Annotated in this window: 13 protein-coding genes; 4 read left to right on the top strand and 9 right to left on the bottom strand. The window is 38.0% G+C overall.

What is annotated here, in order from left to right; genetic code table 11:
* Positions 1-94 precede the first annotated feature (94 nt).
* Positions 95-493, bottom strand: coding sequence for a transcriptional regulator SpxA (gene spxA / locus V6E76_RS03620; protein ID WP_026867412.1), 399 nt, complete (start codon positions 491-493; stop codon positions 95-97).
* A gap of 354 nt (positions 494-847) precedes the next feature.
* On the opposite strand from spxA, the gene trpS reads away from it, so the two are divergent.
* Positions 848-1,846 carry a tryptophan--tRNA ligase gene (gene trpS / locus V6E76_RS03625; protein WP_026867411.1) on the top strand — a complete coding sequence of 333 codons (999 nt, stop codon included), beginning with the start codon at positions 848-850 and terminating at the stop codon, positions 1,844-1,846.
* Positions 1,847-1,996: 150 nt separating this feature from the next.
* Here the strand turns inward: trpS and fabF are convergent, their stop codons facing one another.
* The 7 genes from fabF to V6E76_RS03660 form a co-directional block, all read right to left on the bottom strand.
* The gene (fabF, locus tag V6E76_RS03630) at positions 1,997-3,238 is read right to left on the bottom strand and encodes a beta-ketoacyl-ACP synthase II (protein WP_026867410.1); all 1,242 of its coding nucleotides are present in this window, start codon (positions 3,236-3,238) and stop codon (positions 1,997-1,999) included.
* Positions 3,238-4,194 carry a beta-ketoacyl-ACP synthase III gene (locus V6E76_RS03635; RefSeq protein ID WP_026867409.1) on the bottom strand — a complete coding sequence of 319 codons (957 nt, stop codon included), beginning with the start codon at positions 4,192-4,194 and terminating at the stop codon, positions 3,238-3,240. Before V6E76_RS03635 ends, fabF begins: the two co-directional genes overlap by 1 nt.
* A 127-nt stretch (positions 4,195-4,321) precedes the next feature.
* Positions 4,322-6,151, bottom strand: coding sequence for an oligopeptide ABC transporter substrate-binding protein (locus V6E76_RS03640; protein ID WP_247350349.1), 1,830 nt, complete (start codon positions 6,149-6,151; stop codon positions 4,322-4,324).
* A 169-nt stretch (positions 6,152-6,320) separates the two neighbouring features.
* On the bottom strand, positions 6,321-7,196 hold the full coding sequence (locus tag V6E76_RS03645; protein ID WP_370545417.1) for an ABC transporter permease: 876 nt from the start codon (positions 7,194-7,196) through the stop codon (positions 6,321-6,323).
* Between the two features lie 225 nt (positions 7,197-7,421).
* The gene (locus V6E76_RS03650) at positions 7,422-8,384 is read right to left on the bottom strand and encodes an ABC transporter permease (protein ID WP_166627208.1); all 963 of its coding nucleotides are present in this window, start codon (positions 8,382-8,384) and stop codon (positions 7,422-7,424) included.
* Positions 8,385-8,392: 8 nt separating this feature from the next.
* Positions 8,393-9,325, bottom strand: coding sequence for an ATP-binding cassette domain-containing protein (locus tag V6E76_RS03655; RefSeq protein ID WP_026867405.1), 933 nt, complete (start codon positions 9,323-9,325; stop codon positions 8,393-8,395).
* Positions 9,322-10,365 (bottom strand): ABC transporter ATP-binding protein, encoded by a 1,044-nt coding sequence (locus tag V6E76_RS03660; protein WP_166627209.1) that lies wholly within the window; start codon positions 10,363-10,365, stop codon positions 9,322-9,324. The genes V6E76_RS03655 and V6E76_RS03660 overlap by 4 nt, the downstream gene beginning before the upstream one ends.
* Before the next feature lie 301 nt (positions 10,366-10,666).
* Here V6E76_RS03660 and V6E76_RS03665 point away from each other — a divergent pair, with 301 nt between their 5' ends.
* The 3 genes from V6E76_RS03665 (at position 10,667) to V6E76_RS03675 (ending at position 14,131) form a co-directional block, all read left to right on the top strand.
* Positions 10,667-10,864: a YjzD family protein gene (locus tag V6E76_RS03665; RefSeq protein WP_026867403.1), complete on the top strand. Its 198-nt coding sequence runs from the start codon at positions 10,667-10,669 to the stop codon at positions 10,862-10,864.
* A gap of 91 nt (positions 10,865-10,955) precedes the next feature.
* Positions 10,956-12,452, top strand: coding sequence for a glycerol kinase GlpK (glpK, locus tag V6E76_RS03670; RefSeq protein WP_198687903.1), 1,497 nt, complete (start codon positions 10,956-10,958; stop codon positions 12,450-12,452).
* 23 nt (positions 12,453-12,475) lie between these two features.
* Positions 12,476-14,131: a glycerol-3-phosphate dehydrogenase/oxidase gene (locus V6E76_RS03675; RefSeq protein WP_198687904.1), complete on the top strand. Its 1,656-nt coding sequence runs from the start codon at positions 12,476-12,478 to the stop codon at positions 14,129-14,131.
* A gap of 55 nt (positions 14,132-14,186) precedes the next feature.
* Here V6E76_RS03675 and clpB read toward each other — a convergent pair whose 3' ends face one another.
* On the bottom strand, positions 14,187-16,784 hold the full coding sequence (clpB, locus tag V6E76_RS03680; RefSeq protein ID WP_198687905.1) for an ATP-dependent chaperone ClpB: 2,598 nt from the start codon (positions 16,782-16,784) through the stop codon (positions 14,187-14,189).
* Positions 16,785-16,886: the final 102 nt, after the last annotated feature.

A 16,886-nucleotide genomic window follows, 5' to 3' on the forward strand; every position in this document is an offset into this window, starting at 1 on the left:
ATTATAAGTGAAAAAACCTGTAGATGGCAAATCATCTACAGGTCAATCGGACTTTGTACATATATCAAATTATTGTATTACTTATCTATTATTCTTAAAGTTCTGCTAAGCGTTTCGCTTCAATTAAGTGAAGCGTTCTAATGCTTCTTGGTAAAAATCTTCTAATTTCATCTTCATTGTAGCCTACTTGCAGACGTTTCTCATCCATAATAATTGGACGTCTAAGCAATCCAGGGTTTTCCATAATCAAAGTATAGAGTTCTTTCATTGGGAGGCTATCGATATCTACATTCAATTTTTGGAAAGTTTTAGAGCGAGTTGAGATAATTTCTTCAGTCCCATACTCAGTCATTCTTAAAATAGATTTAACTTCGTCTAAAGTTAAAGGCTCAGAAAATACATTGCGCTCAGTATAAGGAATATCATTTTCCTGGAGCCATGCTTTTGCCTTACGACATGACGTACAACTTGGAGAAGTAAATAATACTACCATGTAACTCACACTCCAATTTTATATTTTAACAAGAGTCTATACCCATAAACAGTCGATACTAAACTTAAGTGAAGTATGTATCTTGTACTGCCGTCTCTTGTTGACAATTCTTAGTATAGAGGTCGAACATTAAAATAAAATGAGAATATTGTAATAATCTAAAAAATTATTTATTAATTTTTGTAAACCCTACCAATATTAATTTATTTAGCTTACCTCTTACTTACTTATTGTAACATCAATAATGGTCAAAGTATATAGGTAATTTGATTGACTTTTATCGTGTGGACTAATTGCAAGAGATGTAAAAGAGTATTACTATTATATTATTAACTAAATAATGAAGGTGAAGACATGAAAACATTATTCTCAGGCGTTCAACCGAGTGGAATTCCGACAATCGGTAACTATATCGGAGCTTATAAACAATTCGTAGAATTACAAGATCAATATGATTCTTACTTCTGTATTGTTGATCAACATGCTATTACTGTTCCACAAGATCGCTTAAAACTTCGTGAGAACTCAAGAAAACTTGCGGCAATTTACTTAGCAAGTGGATTAGACCCAGAAAAAATTACACTATTCATTCAAAGTGAAGTCTCAGCCCATGCTAAGGCTGCATGGATGCTACAATGTGTATCATATATTGGTGAGTTAGAACGAATGACTCAGTTTAAAGATAAGGCACGTAAACAGAATCAGCGTGACGGTATTTCAGTCGGTCTACTCACATATCCACCTTTAATGGCTGGTGACATTTTACTATATAAAGCAGATGTCGTCCCAGTTGGTGAAGACCAAACACAGCACATTGAATATACAAGAAACGTTGCAGAGCGCTTCAATTCAAAATTCAATGATATCTTTACCCTACCCGACATTAAATTACCTAAGGTCGGCGGTAGAATTATGAGCCTAAATGAACCAACTAAGAAGATGAGTAAGAGTGATGATAATCAAAAATCATTCATTACCTTATTAGATGACCCTGCTCAAGCGGCTAAGAAGATTCGTTCTGCAGTAACAGATTCAGGCAGTGAAATTAAATACGATAAAGAAAACAAGCCCGGTATTTCAAACTTACTTACAATTTATAGTTCATTAACTGACCGCAGTATTGAAGCACTAGAATCTCAATACGAAGGGTCAAGCTATGGTGAATTCAAAAAGGATTTAGGTGAAGTTGTCCAGGAATTCTTAACAGGCTTCCAAGAAAAATATAACTACTATTTAAATAGTGAAGAACTAGATAACATTTTAGATGCAGGCCGTGACAAAGCTGCCTTTAAAGCGGATAAGATGATCGAAAAAATGGAACGTGCCATGGGCCTAGGAAGAAAAAGAAGATAATAGGATTTATGAAGCGGGCTGGATATTTAATCCAGCCTTTTTTTGTGATTGATGATGGAAGGTGTGCTTCGTTTTCATTTCGAAGCTGGGCTCATTAACCTACGATACAAAAAAAGACTGAACCCCTTAAAAGGGATTCAGTCCATAATATTATGCCTCATACTTTTTGAATACTAAGGAAGCGTTGTGTCCACCAAACCCTAGGCTGTTTGACACTGCGTACTTAAGGTCCGCTTCTACTGCAGTGTTTGGAACATAGTTTAAGTCACATTCAGGTGCTGGATTCGTTAGATTAATTGTCGGGTGAACTTTACCTTCTTTAAGGCTCATCGCCGTAATGATAGCTTCCATGCCACCTGCACCACCAAGCATATGTCCTGTCATTGACTTAGTTGAGCTGATTAGTAAATTATCCGCATGTTCTTCAAATACTGTACGGATCGCTAATGTTTCAAATTCATCATTATAAGGTGTACTTGTACCGTGTGCATTAATGTATTGAACTTCATTTGGTTCAATACCTGCATCTTTAAGTGCTTCCTTCATGGCTCTCGCACCACCTTCTCCATTTGGTGCTGGTGCTGTGATATGGTGAGCATCTCCTGTAGATCCGTAACCAACAATCTCAGCGTAGATTGTTGCACCACGTGCAATTGCATGTTCTAATTCTTCAATCACAATGACACCTGAACCTTCAGCCATTACAAAGCCATCTCTATCTTTAGAAAATGGACGTGACGCGTAATTAGGATCATTTGAAGACGATAAAGCGCGGTTCGCTTGGAACCCTGCGACACCCATATTTGTAATAGGCGCTTCGGAACCACCTGTAATCATCACATCAGCTTGACCACGTTCTATAAACTTAAATGCGTCGCCGATTGAGTTTGTACCTGTCGCACATGCCGTAACAGTTGCACCATTAGGCCCTTTTGCACCTAGACGAATTGATACTTGTCCACTTGCCATATCCGGGATCATCATCGGTACGAAGAACGGGCTTACGCGTCTTGGTCCTTTTGTTGTTAAGGCAATAAAGCCATCTTCAAGTGACTGTATCCCCCCAATACCTGAACCAATCCAAACACCGACACGTTCACTATTGTCGTCATTGATAACTAAACCGGAATCTGTCACAGCTTCATCTGCTGCAATAATTGCAAATTGAGTAAACTTATCCATACGACGTGCTTCTTTTTTATCGATAAAATCTTCTATATTTAGGTTCTTTACTTCACCAGCAATATTGACATTGAATTGTTCAGTATCAATATTCGTTATTTCTGCTATACCATTTTTACCAGCTAAAGCATTAGTCCAAGTTTCTTTAGCTGTATTCCCTATCGGTGTTACTGCACCAAGTCCAGTGATAACAACCCTTCTTTTACTCATTAAGAGTCCTCCTTCTTTTTACCCCATGTTAAACATACTGCTCCCCAAGTTAATCCACCGCCAAAGCCAACAAGTACGATATTGTCCCCTGGCTTAATACGATTTCTCTTCACTTCGTAATCGATACTAAGTGGAATGGATGCCGCTGAAGTATTTCCGTATTTATCTACAGTTACACTCATTTTATCATAAGGGAGGTTCATGCGTTCTCTAGCGGCATTCATTATGCGAATATTTGCCTGATGAGGGATTAACATGTCAATATCATCCTTATTCAGACCAGCCTGTTCTGTTACATTCACACTCGACTCACCCATTTGTCGTACCGCGAATTTAAACACTTCACGACCATTCATTCGTATGTAGCCACCCTCACGGTCGCCGTATAAGTATTTCCCACCAGAACCTTTACTACCTAGTTCAAATGATTTAATACCAAGTCCTTCATCTACTTCACCCACAACTGCAGCACCAGCACCATCACCGAATAGGACTGCTGTTGAACGATCTGTAAAATCAGTGATTTTAGTCAGCTTATCAACACCTACAACAAGGATTTTTTTATATCTTCCTGATTTAACGAACATTTCAGCTGTCGCTAGACCATAAATAAATCCAGAGCAAGCTGCAAGCTGGTCGACTGATGGTATGTTTTTAAGTTCTAATTTTTCTTGTAAGATATTTGCTACAGAGGGAAATCTATGTTCTCCTGTAGACGTCGCAACGATAACAAAATCGATTTCGTCCTTGTCCACACCGGAGTCCTCAATTGCATTTTTCGCAGCATAAAAAGCCATTTCACTCGTTTCCATGTCTTCAGCGAAACGTCTTTCTTCAATACCTGTCATTTCTCTAATCCATTCATCAGAAGTATCAAGAATTTTTTCGAAATCAAAGTTCGTAAAAACCTTTTCTGGTGCATATGAACCAATGCCGAGAATGCCTACATTTGTCATTATATTCACACCTTATAATCTCATTATATTACTAGGTACTAATTTATCATATTTTGACAAGTGATTCAATTTATTTATACGTAAAAAACACTCACACATCAAATGATGTGTGAGTGCACGATAAGCCTTATTCAGTTTCTTCAACACCAACACGGTACCAAAGTAGGTCCTCATTGTACTCGTAATCTTCAGAGTAATTGATTACTCTTTCGTTTACAGGTACAACAAACGCACGGTAAAGCGTTGGAATTACAGGAATATCTTGAGCCATTAACTCAGCCCATTCATTGTAAATTTCTTTTCTACGCTCAGTATCAAGTGCTTCTTCTGAGTTACCTTGTTCTAATAAAGCAGTTGATTCTTCAGATTCATATCTAGTGTAGTTAAATGGAGCAGTTGGTCCATATAAACCTGATGGATCGACGTCAGAACCTACACCCCAAGCACCTTGGTAGATATCAATTTCTGGGTCATCGTTTTCAACCATGTCGTAGAATGAGTTAAACTCGATTAGACGACCATTTGTTAAGACAACGTTTAAGCCAACTTCTCTCCAAGATTGGATGTAGTAGTTTGCTAATGGTTCAGCGATGTCTCCACCAGACATAGAGGCAAATTTGATTTCTAATGGTTCACCGTCTGGATCTTCGCGTAAACCATCACCGTCTGTATCTTCGTATCCTGCTTCATCCAAGATGCGATTCGCTTCTTCTGGATCATAACCAGGCACTTCGATTTCTTCGTGCCAGTTAGCGTGATATGGAGTAATTAGAGATGATGCTTTCCAACGTAAGCCGTTGTAGAAACGTTCTCCAACTGTGTCATTATCAATAGCGTGCCACATAGCACGACGTAATTCTACGTCACCCATCTTCATTTCCTCTGGCTTGTAGTCTACTTTACCTTCATCAGCATTCCAAGAACCAAGTTTGAATCCGATGTAAGTGTATGATCCCTCAACATTTGATAACCATTCTACCCCTTCCATTTCTGCAACATCAGGGTACTGGTCAGTCGGGAAGCTCTTAGCAATATCAACTTCACCTGATTCAACTGCACTTGCAATTGAAGACGGTGCAATAACACGTACGTTTACAGTTTCAACTCCTGGCTCACCGCGCCAGTAATCTTCGAATTTAGACATTGAGATTGATTCCCCAGATACGATTGAATCCACTTTGTATGGTCCGATACCGATTGGGTTCTCACGAGTTTGTGGTGCTTCTGGCATCTCTGCTACTTCAATACCTTCATAGTGATGAGTAGGGAATGCATATGCCCAGAAACCACCAGCAGTTAGTGATGGAGCGAGTTCTTTATATGTGAATACCGCTGTTTTGTCATCGACAATTTCAATACCTGAAATTTCTTCAGCGTCTCCAGCTCTGTACTCTTCAAAGCCTTCAATTAATGTAAATCCATCAGTAGATCCACGGACACCATCGTAATCCGGGTGACCAATTACTTCATAAGAAGAAACATAGTCTTGGATAGTTAAGTCAGTACCATCGTGCCACTTAACACCATCACGTACTGTAAATGTGACCGTTTTGTCGTCTTCGTTTATTTCATAAGTGATAGCACCATCATTAGTATATTGGAAATCTGCATCCATAGATAACACTGCTTCATCGAAGTGTGCCATCATATCTGCATCTGGTGCACCATTATAGAATGCCCAGTTTAAAGTACCTTCAAATGGTGTATCAGATGAGTAACCGATGTTTAAAGTACCTTCACCTGATGGTTCTCCTGTATTAGATACGGTTTTAGGGAAATCTTCATAGTTGTAGATTTTGCCTCCCCCTTCAGCTGTTTCACCTTCAGAAGATGCATCGTCTCCTGACTCTTCGTCAGCAGTTTCTTCTTCAGATGAACCGCCTCCACATGCTGCAAGCGCTAATACTAACGCTAACATCATGAGGAATAAAAGCCTTGACCAAGAAATTTTAGTCATTGTTCTTCCTCCTTTGTTTGATTCTGTTGATATATATACAAAGCTCAGACCCTGAACTTATGTATCGAAGTAAATGTAAAGCCTTTGTAATTTTCTTAATATTCATATTAGCATAATTACTCATACTTACAATGAAATTTTTAGAAAATTGTGTTATTTTTATAAATTTTTATGCATTACGCTGTCTGGCATCTCCTGCACGTCTAAGTGCTTCACCAATGTTTCTTACACACAACATTAATACTAAGATTAATATTGCTGCAGGTGCCCAAATCCACCATCTGTTCTGTAAAGTTTGTGTTTGAATGGCATAAGCCATTAAAGTACCTAATGATGGTGTCGTTTCAGGGAAACCGAAGCCAATGAATGATAAGCCTGACTCGATTCCGATATTTGCTGCAAGAGATAATGTGCCGTTAACAATGATAAGACCTACTAAGTTCGGCATCACCTGTTTAAAGATGATCTTAATATGTGAACTTCCTAATGTTCTCGATGCATTTACATAGTCCAATTCTCTTTCTTGCATTGCAACAGAACGAATCAGTCTAGCAGTACCAGTCCATAGGAACGCTGCCATAATGAGTGAGAATGTCCAAATATCATATGATGGCACGATTGTAACGAAAACAACGATGATCATAAGGAATGGTAATACCATAAAGAAGTCAACAACACGCATCATTGCGTTATCGATATGACCACCAAAATATCCTGATACAACGCCGTAGACAATACCGAAGCCAACACTCAAGATAGTAACTAAAGCCCCAATTGCAAGTGAGTTTCTAGTACCAATAATCAATTGACCAAAAATATCACGACCACCATAATCTGTACCTAGTCTGAACGTGTCGTTAGGTGGCTGATTGATTGCAAATAGGTCAACTTTTACAATTTCTGAATGGTTCAAGAACATTGTTAAACCAAAAACATATGATGTAATTATCACAAGTATGATCAGTGAGAATAACGCTAATTTGTCGGAGATGACCTCTTCAAATAGAATTCTCCAACCGGGTTTACTCTTCGGTAGATTCTTCATATCTGATGCACCGTGACCCATAACGCCGTGTGGGAGATCAGCTTTGACGCTCATATCAAGCTCTCTGGATTCACTAGTATGTTGATTATCATCAAACTCAAAGCCGTCCCGCGCTTTGGTCGGGGTGTGGTCTTTATTATCCATATCTTCATCAAATTCATATGCTTTTGAATCATCCTTTAAATTTTTATTTTCTTTATTATTATTCGACATTTACACCCCTCCTTACTTAATACGGATACGTGGATCCACGATACTCAAGATAATATCTGACAGTAATGCACCGAGAATGGATAGCATACCAAAAACTAAAATCAAGACGTTCGCGACTGAGAAGTCACGGATTGAAATTGACTCTAGGAATAGACGTCCCATACCTGGATAACCATAGATGGTCTCAATGAATAATGATCCACCTAATAGTGAAGTAATTTCGTACCCAAAAAATGCTGCAATTGGTAAGATAGAGTTTCTAAAGATATGTTTCGTATATACTTTACCTTCGGAAACACCTTTAGCACGTGCAAGTGTTACGAAGTCTTTTTGCTTCGTTTCAATAATTCCACTCCTTAGGTACTGAACCGTTCCGACTAAACCGATTAAAGCAATTGAGAAACTCGGTAGTACTAGGTGTTGGAATTTACTTATTACATATTCTAAAGTACCTGGTGTGACACCCACTCCAACCGATCCACCTGTTGGGAACCAACCAAGTGTATAGCCAAATACAAGTAGCATCACTAAACCGAAAATAAATGTCGGTGTCGCAAAACCTAAGTAAGTATAACCTGTAATCGCACTGTCTAATAATGAGTCATTCCAACGACCAGACACTAGGCCAAGTGGAATACCAATCAAGTAAATTAGCACTGAAGAAAAAAGTCCGAGCCATATAGTATTCATCATTCTATCTCCAATAACATCTAGAACAGGCTGTTGTTTAAAGAATGATTGCCCGAAGTCCCCCTGTAACATTGCTAAAACCCAATCTCTATATTGAATGTACCATGGATTATTTAATCCCATCTGTTCACGAAGTCTTTCAATTTGTTCAATTGGTACCGTTGGATCAATTAGGCCACTCAATGCATCCCCTGGCATTAATGATCCTAAGAAGAAAACTAAAATACTTAATAATAATATTTGCGGTAATGAAATAATTAAGCGTCGAATTGTAAATTTAATCATTCAGCCCGTCACCCCTTTGCAGGTAAAGCAGCTTTATGCGTCGATGTAATATCAACTAACGGCAAGGCTCTACCATCTTCATCTAAATATTCATGGAAATGTTCATTGTATTGTTCTTTAACTGATTGACGTATATTTAAGTTTTCATCAATCTTATCAACATCTGTATCAGGAATCGCAGCGATGAGTCGCTTCGTATACAAGTGTTGTGGGTTGTTGAAGATTTCTTCCGCTGTCCCTTCTTCAACTAATCTCCCTTGATACATAATCCCGATGTGCTGACACATATGCCTCACTACCCCTAAGTCATGGGCGATGAAAAGCATAGTCAAGTTCATTTCCTCTTGGATGTCTTGCATGAAGTTTAAAACTTGGGCTTGAACTGATACATCAAGTGCTGAAACTGGCTCGTCTGCAATAATCAATTTAGGATTTAATGCGATCGCTCTAGCCACCCCTATTCTCTGTCTTTGCCCACCGGAAAACTCATGTGGATACTTGTACAAAGAGCCAGGTGGTAAACCTACTTTTTGAAGCAGTCCTAAAACTTCTGCAATCAACTCATCTTTAGTACGCTTATGATAATTTTTAATTGGTTCTGCAACAATATCAAATACCCTTTTACGAACATTTAATGATGAGTATGGATCCTGAAAAATCATCTGAATCTCTTTAGAATTTTTAACTGATTTCCCATTTCCACTGATCGTTTTACCGTTAAAGAGAATTTCTCCCTCTGTGATGTGATTTAGACCAATGACTGCTTTACCAGTTGTCGTCTTACCTGAACCGGATTCACCTACGAGTCCATATGTAGTCCCTTCTGGAATATTTAGTGATACACCGTCTACCGCTTTCACGTGGTCTTTAACTGTGTTAAAGAATCCGCCACGAATTGGGTAATGTACTTTGAGATCTTTAATTTCAAGTAAATTACTCATTCTGTCACCTCATCTGCTTCTGCCATTTGTTGTGCTTCAATTGCCATACCTGTCGTTGCATCAGATTTCAAATAGAAATTCTTATAACAAGTACAACGTACGAAATGCCCTGGACTAATTTCTCTTAGTTCAGGATTATGTTCATGTTCTTTTTCATCAATCCATGGAATTCTTGGTGCAAATCGACATGAATCTCTTTCCATCTTATTTAATGGTGGCACAACACCTTCGATAACATGCAGTTTCGATCCTTGTAGTTCCTCATTTGGTAAGGAATTAAGAAGTGAACGAGTATATGGATGTTTTGGATTTTTAAACAATTCTTTAACCGGTGCAATTTCTACAATTTGTCCTGCATACATTACGGCAACTCTATCTGCCATCTCAGCAACAACACCTAAGTCATGAGTAATGAGCAGTACACCAGAGTTCAAATCATCTTGCAACTCTCTAATCAAATCTAGAATCTGAGCTTGAATCGTTACATCTAAAGCAGTTGTTGGCTCATCAGCAATGAGTAATTTTGGTCTGTTAGCTATGGCAATGGCAATTACTACACGCTGTCTCATTCCACCAGATAATTCATGAGGGAAAGCATTCCCCACTCTTTCAGGTCTTGGAATACCCACACGACTTAATAATTCAATAGCATAAGCTTCACGTTCATCTCTGTCTTTTGTTTTATGAATTTTAAGCGTTTCCATAATTTGATGCTTTATTTTCATTAGTGGGTTTAAGGCTGTCATTGGATCCTGGAAGATCATCGCCAATTCCCCACCACGGATTCTATTCATCTTAGTTTCTTTTACTTTCATTAGATCTTTGCCTTCAAAAAGTACTTCTCCTTCTATTCTTGCAGCACGGTGTAACTTCATTAATGAAAATGCTGTCGCACTTTTGCCTGATCCCGACTCCCCTACCAAGGCCACAACCTCATTAGGTTTAATGTCGAGGGAAACATCGTCCACCGCTGGGTAATATTCACCATCGATCTTAAAGGATGTTGTTAAATTCTTAACACTTAGAAGATTTTCTCCCACTTATAATCACCTTAACTTTCCCTTTGTTTAACAAAATCCCATTTGTTATTAAAGTTAATCTTTCATATGAGCTATTGTATATATTCTGTAACAAAATGACAATATAAATTTTCTTAAAATTTACAACTTTCTGTACAGAATTTATTATTATGCAGTTATGTATAAATGACTTATCCCAATTCTAGAAAACATCGTTCTATTTTGCAAGCGTTTTCAAGAAATAATTTTTACTACTATACTTTGTTTTACTTTTCATGTAAAATAAATACTATAAATATGAGTTATCGGAGGCTTTTCGACGATGAGATACATCATTACTTTTTTCTGGGCATTTTTACTTACTCAGATGGTAAACTTTATACTTAACAGTCTCGCTGGCGGTGGTCCATTAAACTTCTGGATTGGTGTTATTTTAGCAGTGATCATTACATTAACTGTATTCGTTTTAGATATTCTGACTAAGATGTCAAGAGACACTCAATCAGGAAACGAGAATTAAACCGGATTTCTTCATGAAATCTGGTTTTTTTATGCATTTTATTTCTGGGTATACACATATTAAAAGTATTTTTTGTATTAGGAGGAAACCTATGAATAAATATGTGATGTCAATCGATCAGGGTACGACGAGTACAAGAGCGGTCCTCATCAATCAACAAGGTAAAATCATCGCCTCAAGTCAAAGGGAATTCAAACAGATTTTCCCTCACTCTGGTTGGGTCGAACATAATGCAAATGAAATCTGGAGTTCAGTCCTAAGCGTAATCAGCAGTGTACTCATTGAACACAATGTAGGTGCAGATGAGATTGACTCAATTGGAATTACAAACCAAAGAGAAACAACTGTCGTATGGGATAAACACACAGGTTTACCGATATATAATGCGATCGTTTGGCAATCAAGACAAACAACGGATATTTGTAACACCTTAAAGCACGATGGTTATGAAAAATTAATTAAAGACAAAACTGGTCTATTAATAGATCCTTATTTCTCTGGTACAAAGATAAAATGGATCCTCGACAATGTCGAGGGTGCAAGAAAAAAAGCTGAAAACGGAGATTTATTATTTGGGACGATTGATAGTTGGTTAATTTGGAAATTCACTGAGGGAAATATTCACGTCACAGATTACACTAATGCAAGCCGGACGCTCTTGTACAATATATATAATCTACAATGGGATGATGAGCTTTTATCGATACTTAATGTACCGAAATCAATGTTACCAGAAGTAAAATCTTCTAGTGAAATTTATGGTCATACAACGAGATCTCATTTCTTTGGTCATGAGGTGCCAATCTCTGGTATTGCCGGTGACCAACAAGCCGCCCTATTCGGTCAAACTTGTTTTGACAAAGGTGAAGCGAAAAATACCTACGGCACTGGATGTTTCCTTTTATTAAATACAGGTGAGGAACCGACAACGAGCGACAATGGACTACTTACAACTATTGCAGCTGGTGTCGATGGTAAAATCACCTATGCACTTGAAGGTTCAATCTTTGTTGCAGGTAGTGCAATTCAATGGCTAAGAGATAGTTTAGAATTTTTTCATGACTCTAAAGAGAGTGAAGATTATGCAATGACACTTGACTCTTCTGATGGTGTCTACGTTGTTCCATCATTCACTGGACTCGGTGCACCGTACTGGGACGCAGAGGCAAGAGGTGCGATATTTGGTTTAAGTAGAGGCTCGACCAAGGCACATATTAGCCGAGCAACCCTAGAGGCTGTTGCATATCAAACTAAAGATGTCCTTGATGCGATGCAAGTTGATGGGGCAACTAAAATTGATCGTTTAAGAGTGGACGGCGGTGCAAGTGCCAACAATTTCTTAATGCAGTTCCAAGCTGACATTTTAAATACGACGGTTGAACGTCCAAAAATTGTGGAATCCACTGCCTTAGGTGCTGCTTATCTTGCGGGTCTTGCCTCAGGATTTTTTGAATCCCAAGAAAAACTGAGGGAGCTCAGTGAAACTGAAGCAGTTTTTGAAGCGAAGATGGAAGAAAATAAGAGAAATCAATTGTACAGTGGTTGGCAAACTGCCATTAAAGCAACTCAAATGTTCAAAACCAACTAAACATAACTAGTAGGAGGGAAACAATGTTAAACGCACTGACAAGAGCACACCAAATTGAGCACATGTCTAAAACAGAATATGATTTACTCATCATCGGTGGTGGTATCACTGGTGCTGGTATTGCTTTGGATGCAACAATGCGCGGTTTAAAAGTTGCCTTAGTCGAAATGCAAGACTTCTCTGAAGGTACATCGAGCCGAAGCACGAAACTTATTCATGGTGGTTTAAGATATTTAAAACAACTTCAGATTGGTGTTGTTAAAGAGACTGGTAGAGAAAGAGCAATCGTCTATGAAAATGGCCCACATGTTACCACTCCGGAATGGATGCTACTGCCTTTTAGAAAAGGTGGTACTTTTGGTGAATTTACAACTAACATAGGGCTAAAGGTTTATGATTCTTTAGCTAAAGTAGAAAAAAATGAGCGTCGTCATATGCTTTCTAAAAAGGAAGTTTTAGAACGTGTCCCAAATATTAATAAGAAGGCCCTCCAAGGTGGTGGTTATTATGTTGAATATAAAACTGATGACTCAAGACTTACTATAGAAGTGATGAAAAAAGCAGCTCAGTATGGTGCAGATTTAGTGAATTACCTTAAAGCAGATGGCTTCATCTATAAAAAAGAAACAATTAAAGGATTAAAAACGACCGATCAATTAAGCGGTATCACACATAATATACTTGCCAAAGCTGTCGTTAATGCTGCTGGTCCATGGGTTGATGAAGTGAGAGCATATGATAAGGATGAACCTGTTTCAAAAAAACATCTCGTGCACACCAAGGGGGTACACCTCGTTTTTAAACAAGAGGATTTCCCGCTCACACAAGCAGTCTACTTTGATACAGAAAATGATGGCAGAATGATCTTTGCCATCCCAAGATCCGGTAAAACCTATGTAGGTACAACGGATACTTTTTATACGGATGATAAGAAGAATCCTGTTGCTGATGCTAAAGATAAGGCTTATCTAATTGAAGCCATCAACTTTATGTTCCCTTCACTCAACCTAACACATGATCACATCGAATCATCTTGGGCAGGTATTCGCCCTCTTATACAATCATCATCAAGTAAGAATGCATCAGATATTTCAAGAAAAGATGAGATTTGGCACAATAATAGTGGCTTGATAACCATTGCTGGTGGCAAATTAACAGGCTATCGTCATATGGCTGAAGAAATTGTTGATGAAGTATCACTTTATTTGAAGAAAAATTATAAGATGCACATTGCTAAAGTGTCTACTAAAAATGAACCGATATCAGGTGGAGACGTTGGTGGCTCAATCGGTTATCATAACTTTGCAGACAATATTAGTCGAAAAGCACAAAGCTATGGACTCACTTTAGAAGAAGGTCATATGCTTGCACTTAAGTACGGTTCTAATGCAGAAACGGTATATCAATACGCAGGTATTACTAACGACTCAGAAGAAAAGTACGGCTTACCAAAAGCCCTCTACGCAGAAGTAATATACAGTATTCTGCATGAAATGGTTGTTAAACCGACAGATTTTCTCATTCGTCGTAGTGGTAAGTTGTACTTTGCAATTGAAGAAGTCATGCAATATCGTCAAGGCATTGAAAAGCTTCTATCTGATACCTTTAGTTGGACTGACAGTCAGTATGAACAGTATGTCAGTGAACTTGACCGAGCGATTGCTGACACAAAACATTAATAAGTAAAAAACTGGACCATTGATTATAAAATCTATGGTCCAGTTTTTTATAAAATTATTCTTCTTCGATATTAAATACTAATTCATCATCTTTTATGTCAGCTTTTATTCTTAACCCCTCTGACATATCCGCTTCAATCAACTTACGTGCAAGCGGTGTTTCAATATTTCTTTGGATAAACCGTTTCATTGGACGTGCACCAAATTGTGGTTCATAAGAGCTTTTTGCTACCCAAGTTTTTACTGCATCAGATACTTCAATTTCCATGTGTTGATTTCTTAAGCGTGTATTTAAATCACTAATCATACGGTCAACAATGGCACCCATGTCTTTCTCAGTTAATGGACTGAACATGACAATATCATCCATACGGTTGATGATTTCAGGTTTAAAGTATTTATGCACTTCTGACATGACAATCTCTCTTGTTTGATCTGTTAACTCCCCACCTTGTACAACTGTATCTAGTAGATGTTGGGAGCCGATATTTGAAGTCATAATAATGATAGTATTTTTAAAGTTAATGATACGCCCCTTTGAATCTGTTAGACGACCTTCATCTAAAAGTTGAAGTAAGATATTAAAGACATCAGCATGCGCTTTTTCTACTTCATCTAAGAGGATAACTGAATAAGGCTGACGTCTAACCGCTTCAGTTAATTGTCCACCCTCTTCATGACCAACATAGCCTGGAGGTGCACCGATTAATCTTGAAACAGAATGTTTTTCCATGTACTCAGACATATCGATTCTGATCATATGTTTCTCAGAGTCAAACATTGTTGAGGCTAAGGCTTTAGCGAGTTCAGTTTTACCGACACCCGTAGGTCCTAAAAATAGGAAGCTCCCGATTGGACGATTCGGATCTTTAATACCCGCTCTTGCTCTAATTACTGCGTCAGCAACTAAATCGACAGCTTCATCTTGACCGACGACACGTTCATGAAGAATGTCCGATAATTTCAAGAGTTTTTCCTTTTCAGTTTCAACAAGTTTTGTAACCGGAATACCTGTCCATTGGCTCACGATAAAACCAATTTCCTCTTCGGTCACAACTTCTCTAATAATTCTATTGTCAGATGATTCTTCTTGTTGCATTTCTTGTTCATATTCTTCGAGTGCTTTTTCTAACTGTGGTAATTTACCATGTCTAAGTTCTGCCGCACGTTCAAGCTCATAATTGTTCTCTGCGTCTTCTAATTCCTGACGTACTTTGTCAACTTCAGCTCGTTTGTCATTCACTCTTTGAATTTGTTCTTTTTCTTTCTCAACTTTGTTTTGAAGTGTAGACTGGCTCTCTTTCATATCCGCTAATTCTTTTTGGAGTTCGGATAGACGCGCTTGTGAAACTTGGTCATCTTCTCCTTTTAAAGCTTGTTCCTCGATTTCAAGTTGCATTACCTTACGATTAATCTGATCAAGTTCAGTTGGGTTCGATCCCATCTCTGTTCGTATCGTCGCACTCGCTTGGTCCATGAGGTCAATTGCCTTATCTGGTAAGAAGCGATCTGTAATATAACGGTCTGATAGTTCTGCAGCTGCAACAAGGGCACGGTCTGTAATTCTTACACCGTGGTGCACTTCATAGCGCTCTTTTAGACCGCGCAGAATTGAAATAGTATCCTCTACATCAGGCTCTGGTACTTGAACCTTTTGGAAACGTCTTTCTAAGGCAGAGTCTTTTTCGATATACTCACGATATTCGTTTGTTGTTGTTGCCCCAATACAGTGTAGCTCACCTCGTGCAAGCATAGGCTTAAGCATATTGCCTGCATCCATTGCACCATCAGTTTTACCAGCCCCAACAAGCATGTGGATTTCATCAATAAATAGAATAATTCTTCCTTCAGATTCTTTAATTTCTTTAAGCACAGCTTTTAATCGTTCTTCAAACTCACCACGGAATTTCGCACCCGCAACTAGTGAAGTAAGATCGAGTTCAAAAACTGTCTTATCTAAGAGACTATCTGGAACATCCTTACGTACAATTCTTTGAGCAAGTCCTTCGACAATTGCCGTTTTACCCACACCAGGTTCACCAATTAGTACTGGATTATTTTTTCTCTTACGACTTAAAATTCGAATCGTATCTCTGATTTCTTCATCACGACCAATGACCGGATCTACCTTACCATTTCTGACTTCTTCAACAAGGTCACGCCCATATTTTTCTAATACTTCATATTGATTTTCAGGATTTTGACTCGTCACGTGGTTACCCCCTCTTATTTTCTTCACTATTTCTTTAACAACTTCATCCTTATTACCTACAGCATTGCTTAAAATATCATCAATTTTTAGCGCTGCTAGAAATATGTGTTCCTGGGAGATATAATCATCTTCCATATCAACAATCAGTTTTTCCGCTTCATTATATAACTGCGAAAAACCTTGCGACATATAGACACCATATTCTATATTATCGCCACTTACCTTATTGTATTTTGCTAATTTTTCATCATAACTTTTAATTATATTGTCAATGTTGATGTTTGCTCTTTCTAGAATGTCAGCACTCATGCTATCTTCAATCAATAGCATTGCTTTTAGTATTGACTCTAGCTCAATTGCCTGAAGTTTAAGATCAACTGTCAGACCTTGAGCACGTTCAACGATTTGTTGAACTTTAACTGTCATCTTATTTATATCCATTTAAACCACCTCTAATCAATAAATTAAAGTGTTTGACCAAATTTGACCATAACTTAATTATACACTTTAAGAAGATTAAATCAAGTAATTGATAGCAATTTA

The organism is Jeotgalicoccus huakuii (assembly GCF_036665975.1).
Taxonomy (GTDB): Bacteria; Bacillota; Bacilli; order Staphylococcales; family Salinicoccaceae; genus Jeotgalicoccus; species Jeotgalicoccus marinus.

Excerpts from the sequence above, each read along its gene's own strand:
- clpB (WP_198687905.1), bottom strand. The coding sequence starts at position 16,784 with ATGGATATAAATAAGATGACAGTTAAAGTTCAACAAATCGTTGAACGT.
- V6E76_RS03650 (WP_166627208.1), bottom strand. The coding sequence starts at position 8,384 with ATGATTAAATTTACAATTCGACGCTTAATTATTTCATTACCGCAAATA.
- trpS (WP_026867411.1), top strand. The coding sequence starts at position 848 with ATGAAAACATTATTCTCAGGCGTTCAACCGAGTGGAATTCCGACAATC.
- V6E76_RS03640 (WP_247350349.1), bottom strand. The coding sequence starts at position 6,151 with ATGACTAAAATTTCTTGGTCAAGGCTTTTATTCCTCATGATGTTAGCG.
- V6E76_RS03635 (WP_026867409.1), bottom strand. The coding sequence starts at position 4,194 with ATGACAAATGTAGGCATTCTCGGCATTGGTTCATATGCACCAGAAAAG.
- V6E76_RS03675 (WP_198687904.1), top strand. The coding sequence starts at position 12,476 with ATGTTAAACGCACTGACAAGAGCACACCAAATTGAGCACATGTCTAAA.
- V6E76_RS03645 (WP_370545417.1), bottom strand. The coding sequence starts at position 7,196 with ATGAAGAATCTACCGAAGAGTAAACCCGGTTGGAGAATTCTATTTGAA.
- spxA (WP_026867412.1), bottom strand. The coding sequence starts at position 493 with ATGGTAGTATTATTTACTTCTCCAAGTTGTACGTCATGTCGTAAGGCA.
- V6E76_RS03655 (WP_026867405.1), bottom strand. The coding sequence starts at position 9,325 with ATGAGTAATTTACTTGAAATTAAAGATCTCAAAGTACATTACCCAATT.
- fabF (WP_026867410.1), bottom strand. The coding sequence starts at position 3,238 with ATGAGTAAAAGAAGGGTTGTTATCACTGGACTTGGTGCAGTAACACCG.
- V6E76_RS03665 (WP_026867403.1), top strand. The coding sequence starts at position 10,667 with ATGAGATACATCATTACTTTTTTCTGGGCATTTTTACTTACTCAGATG.
- glpK (WP_198687903.1), top strand. The coding sequence starts at position 10,956 with ATGAATAAATATGTGATGTCAATCGATCAGGGTACGACGAGTACAAGA.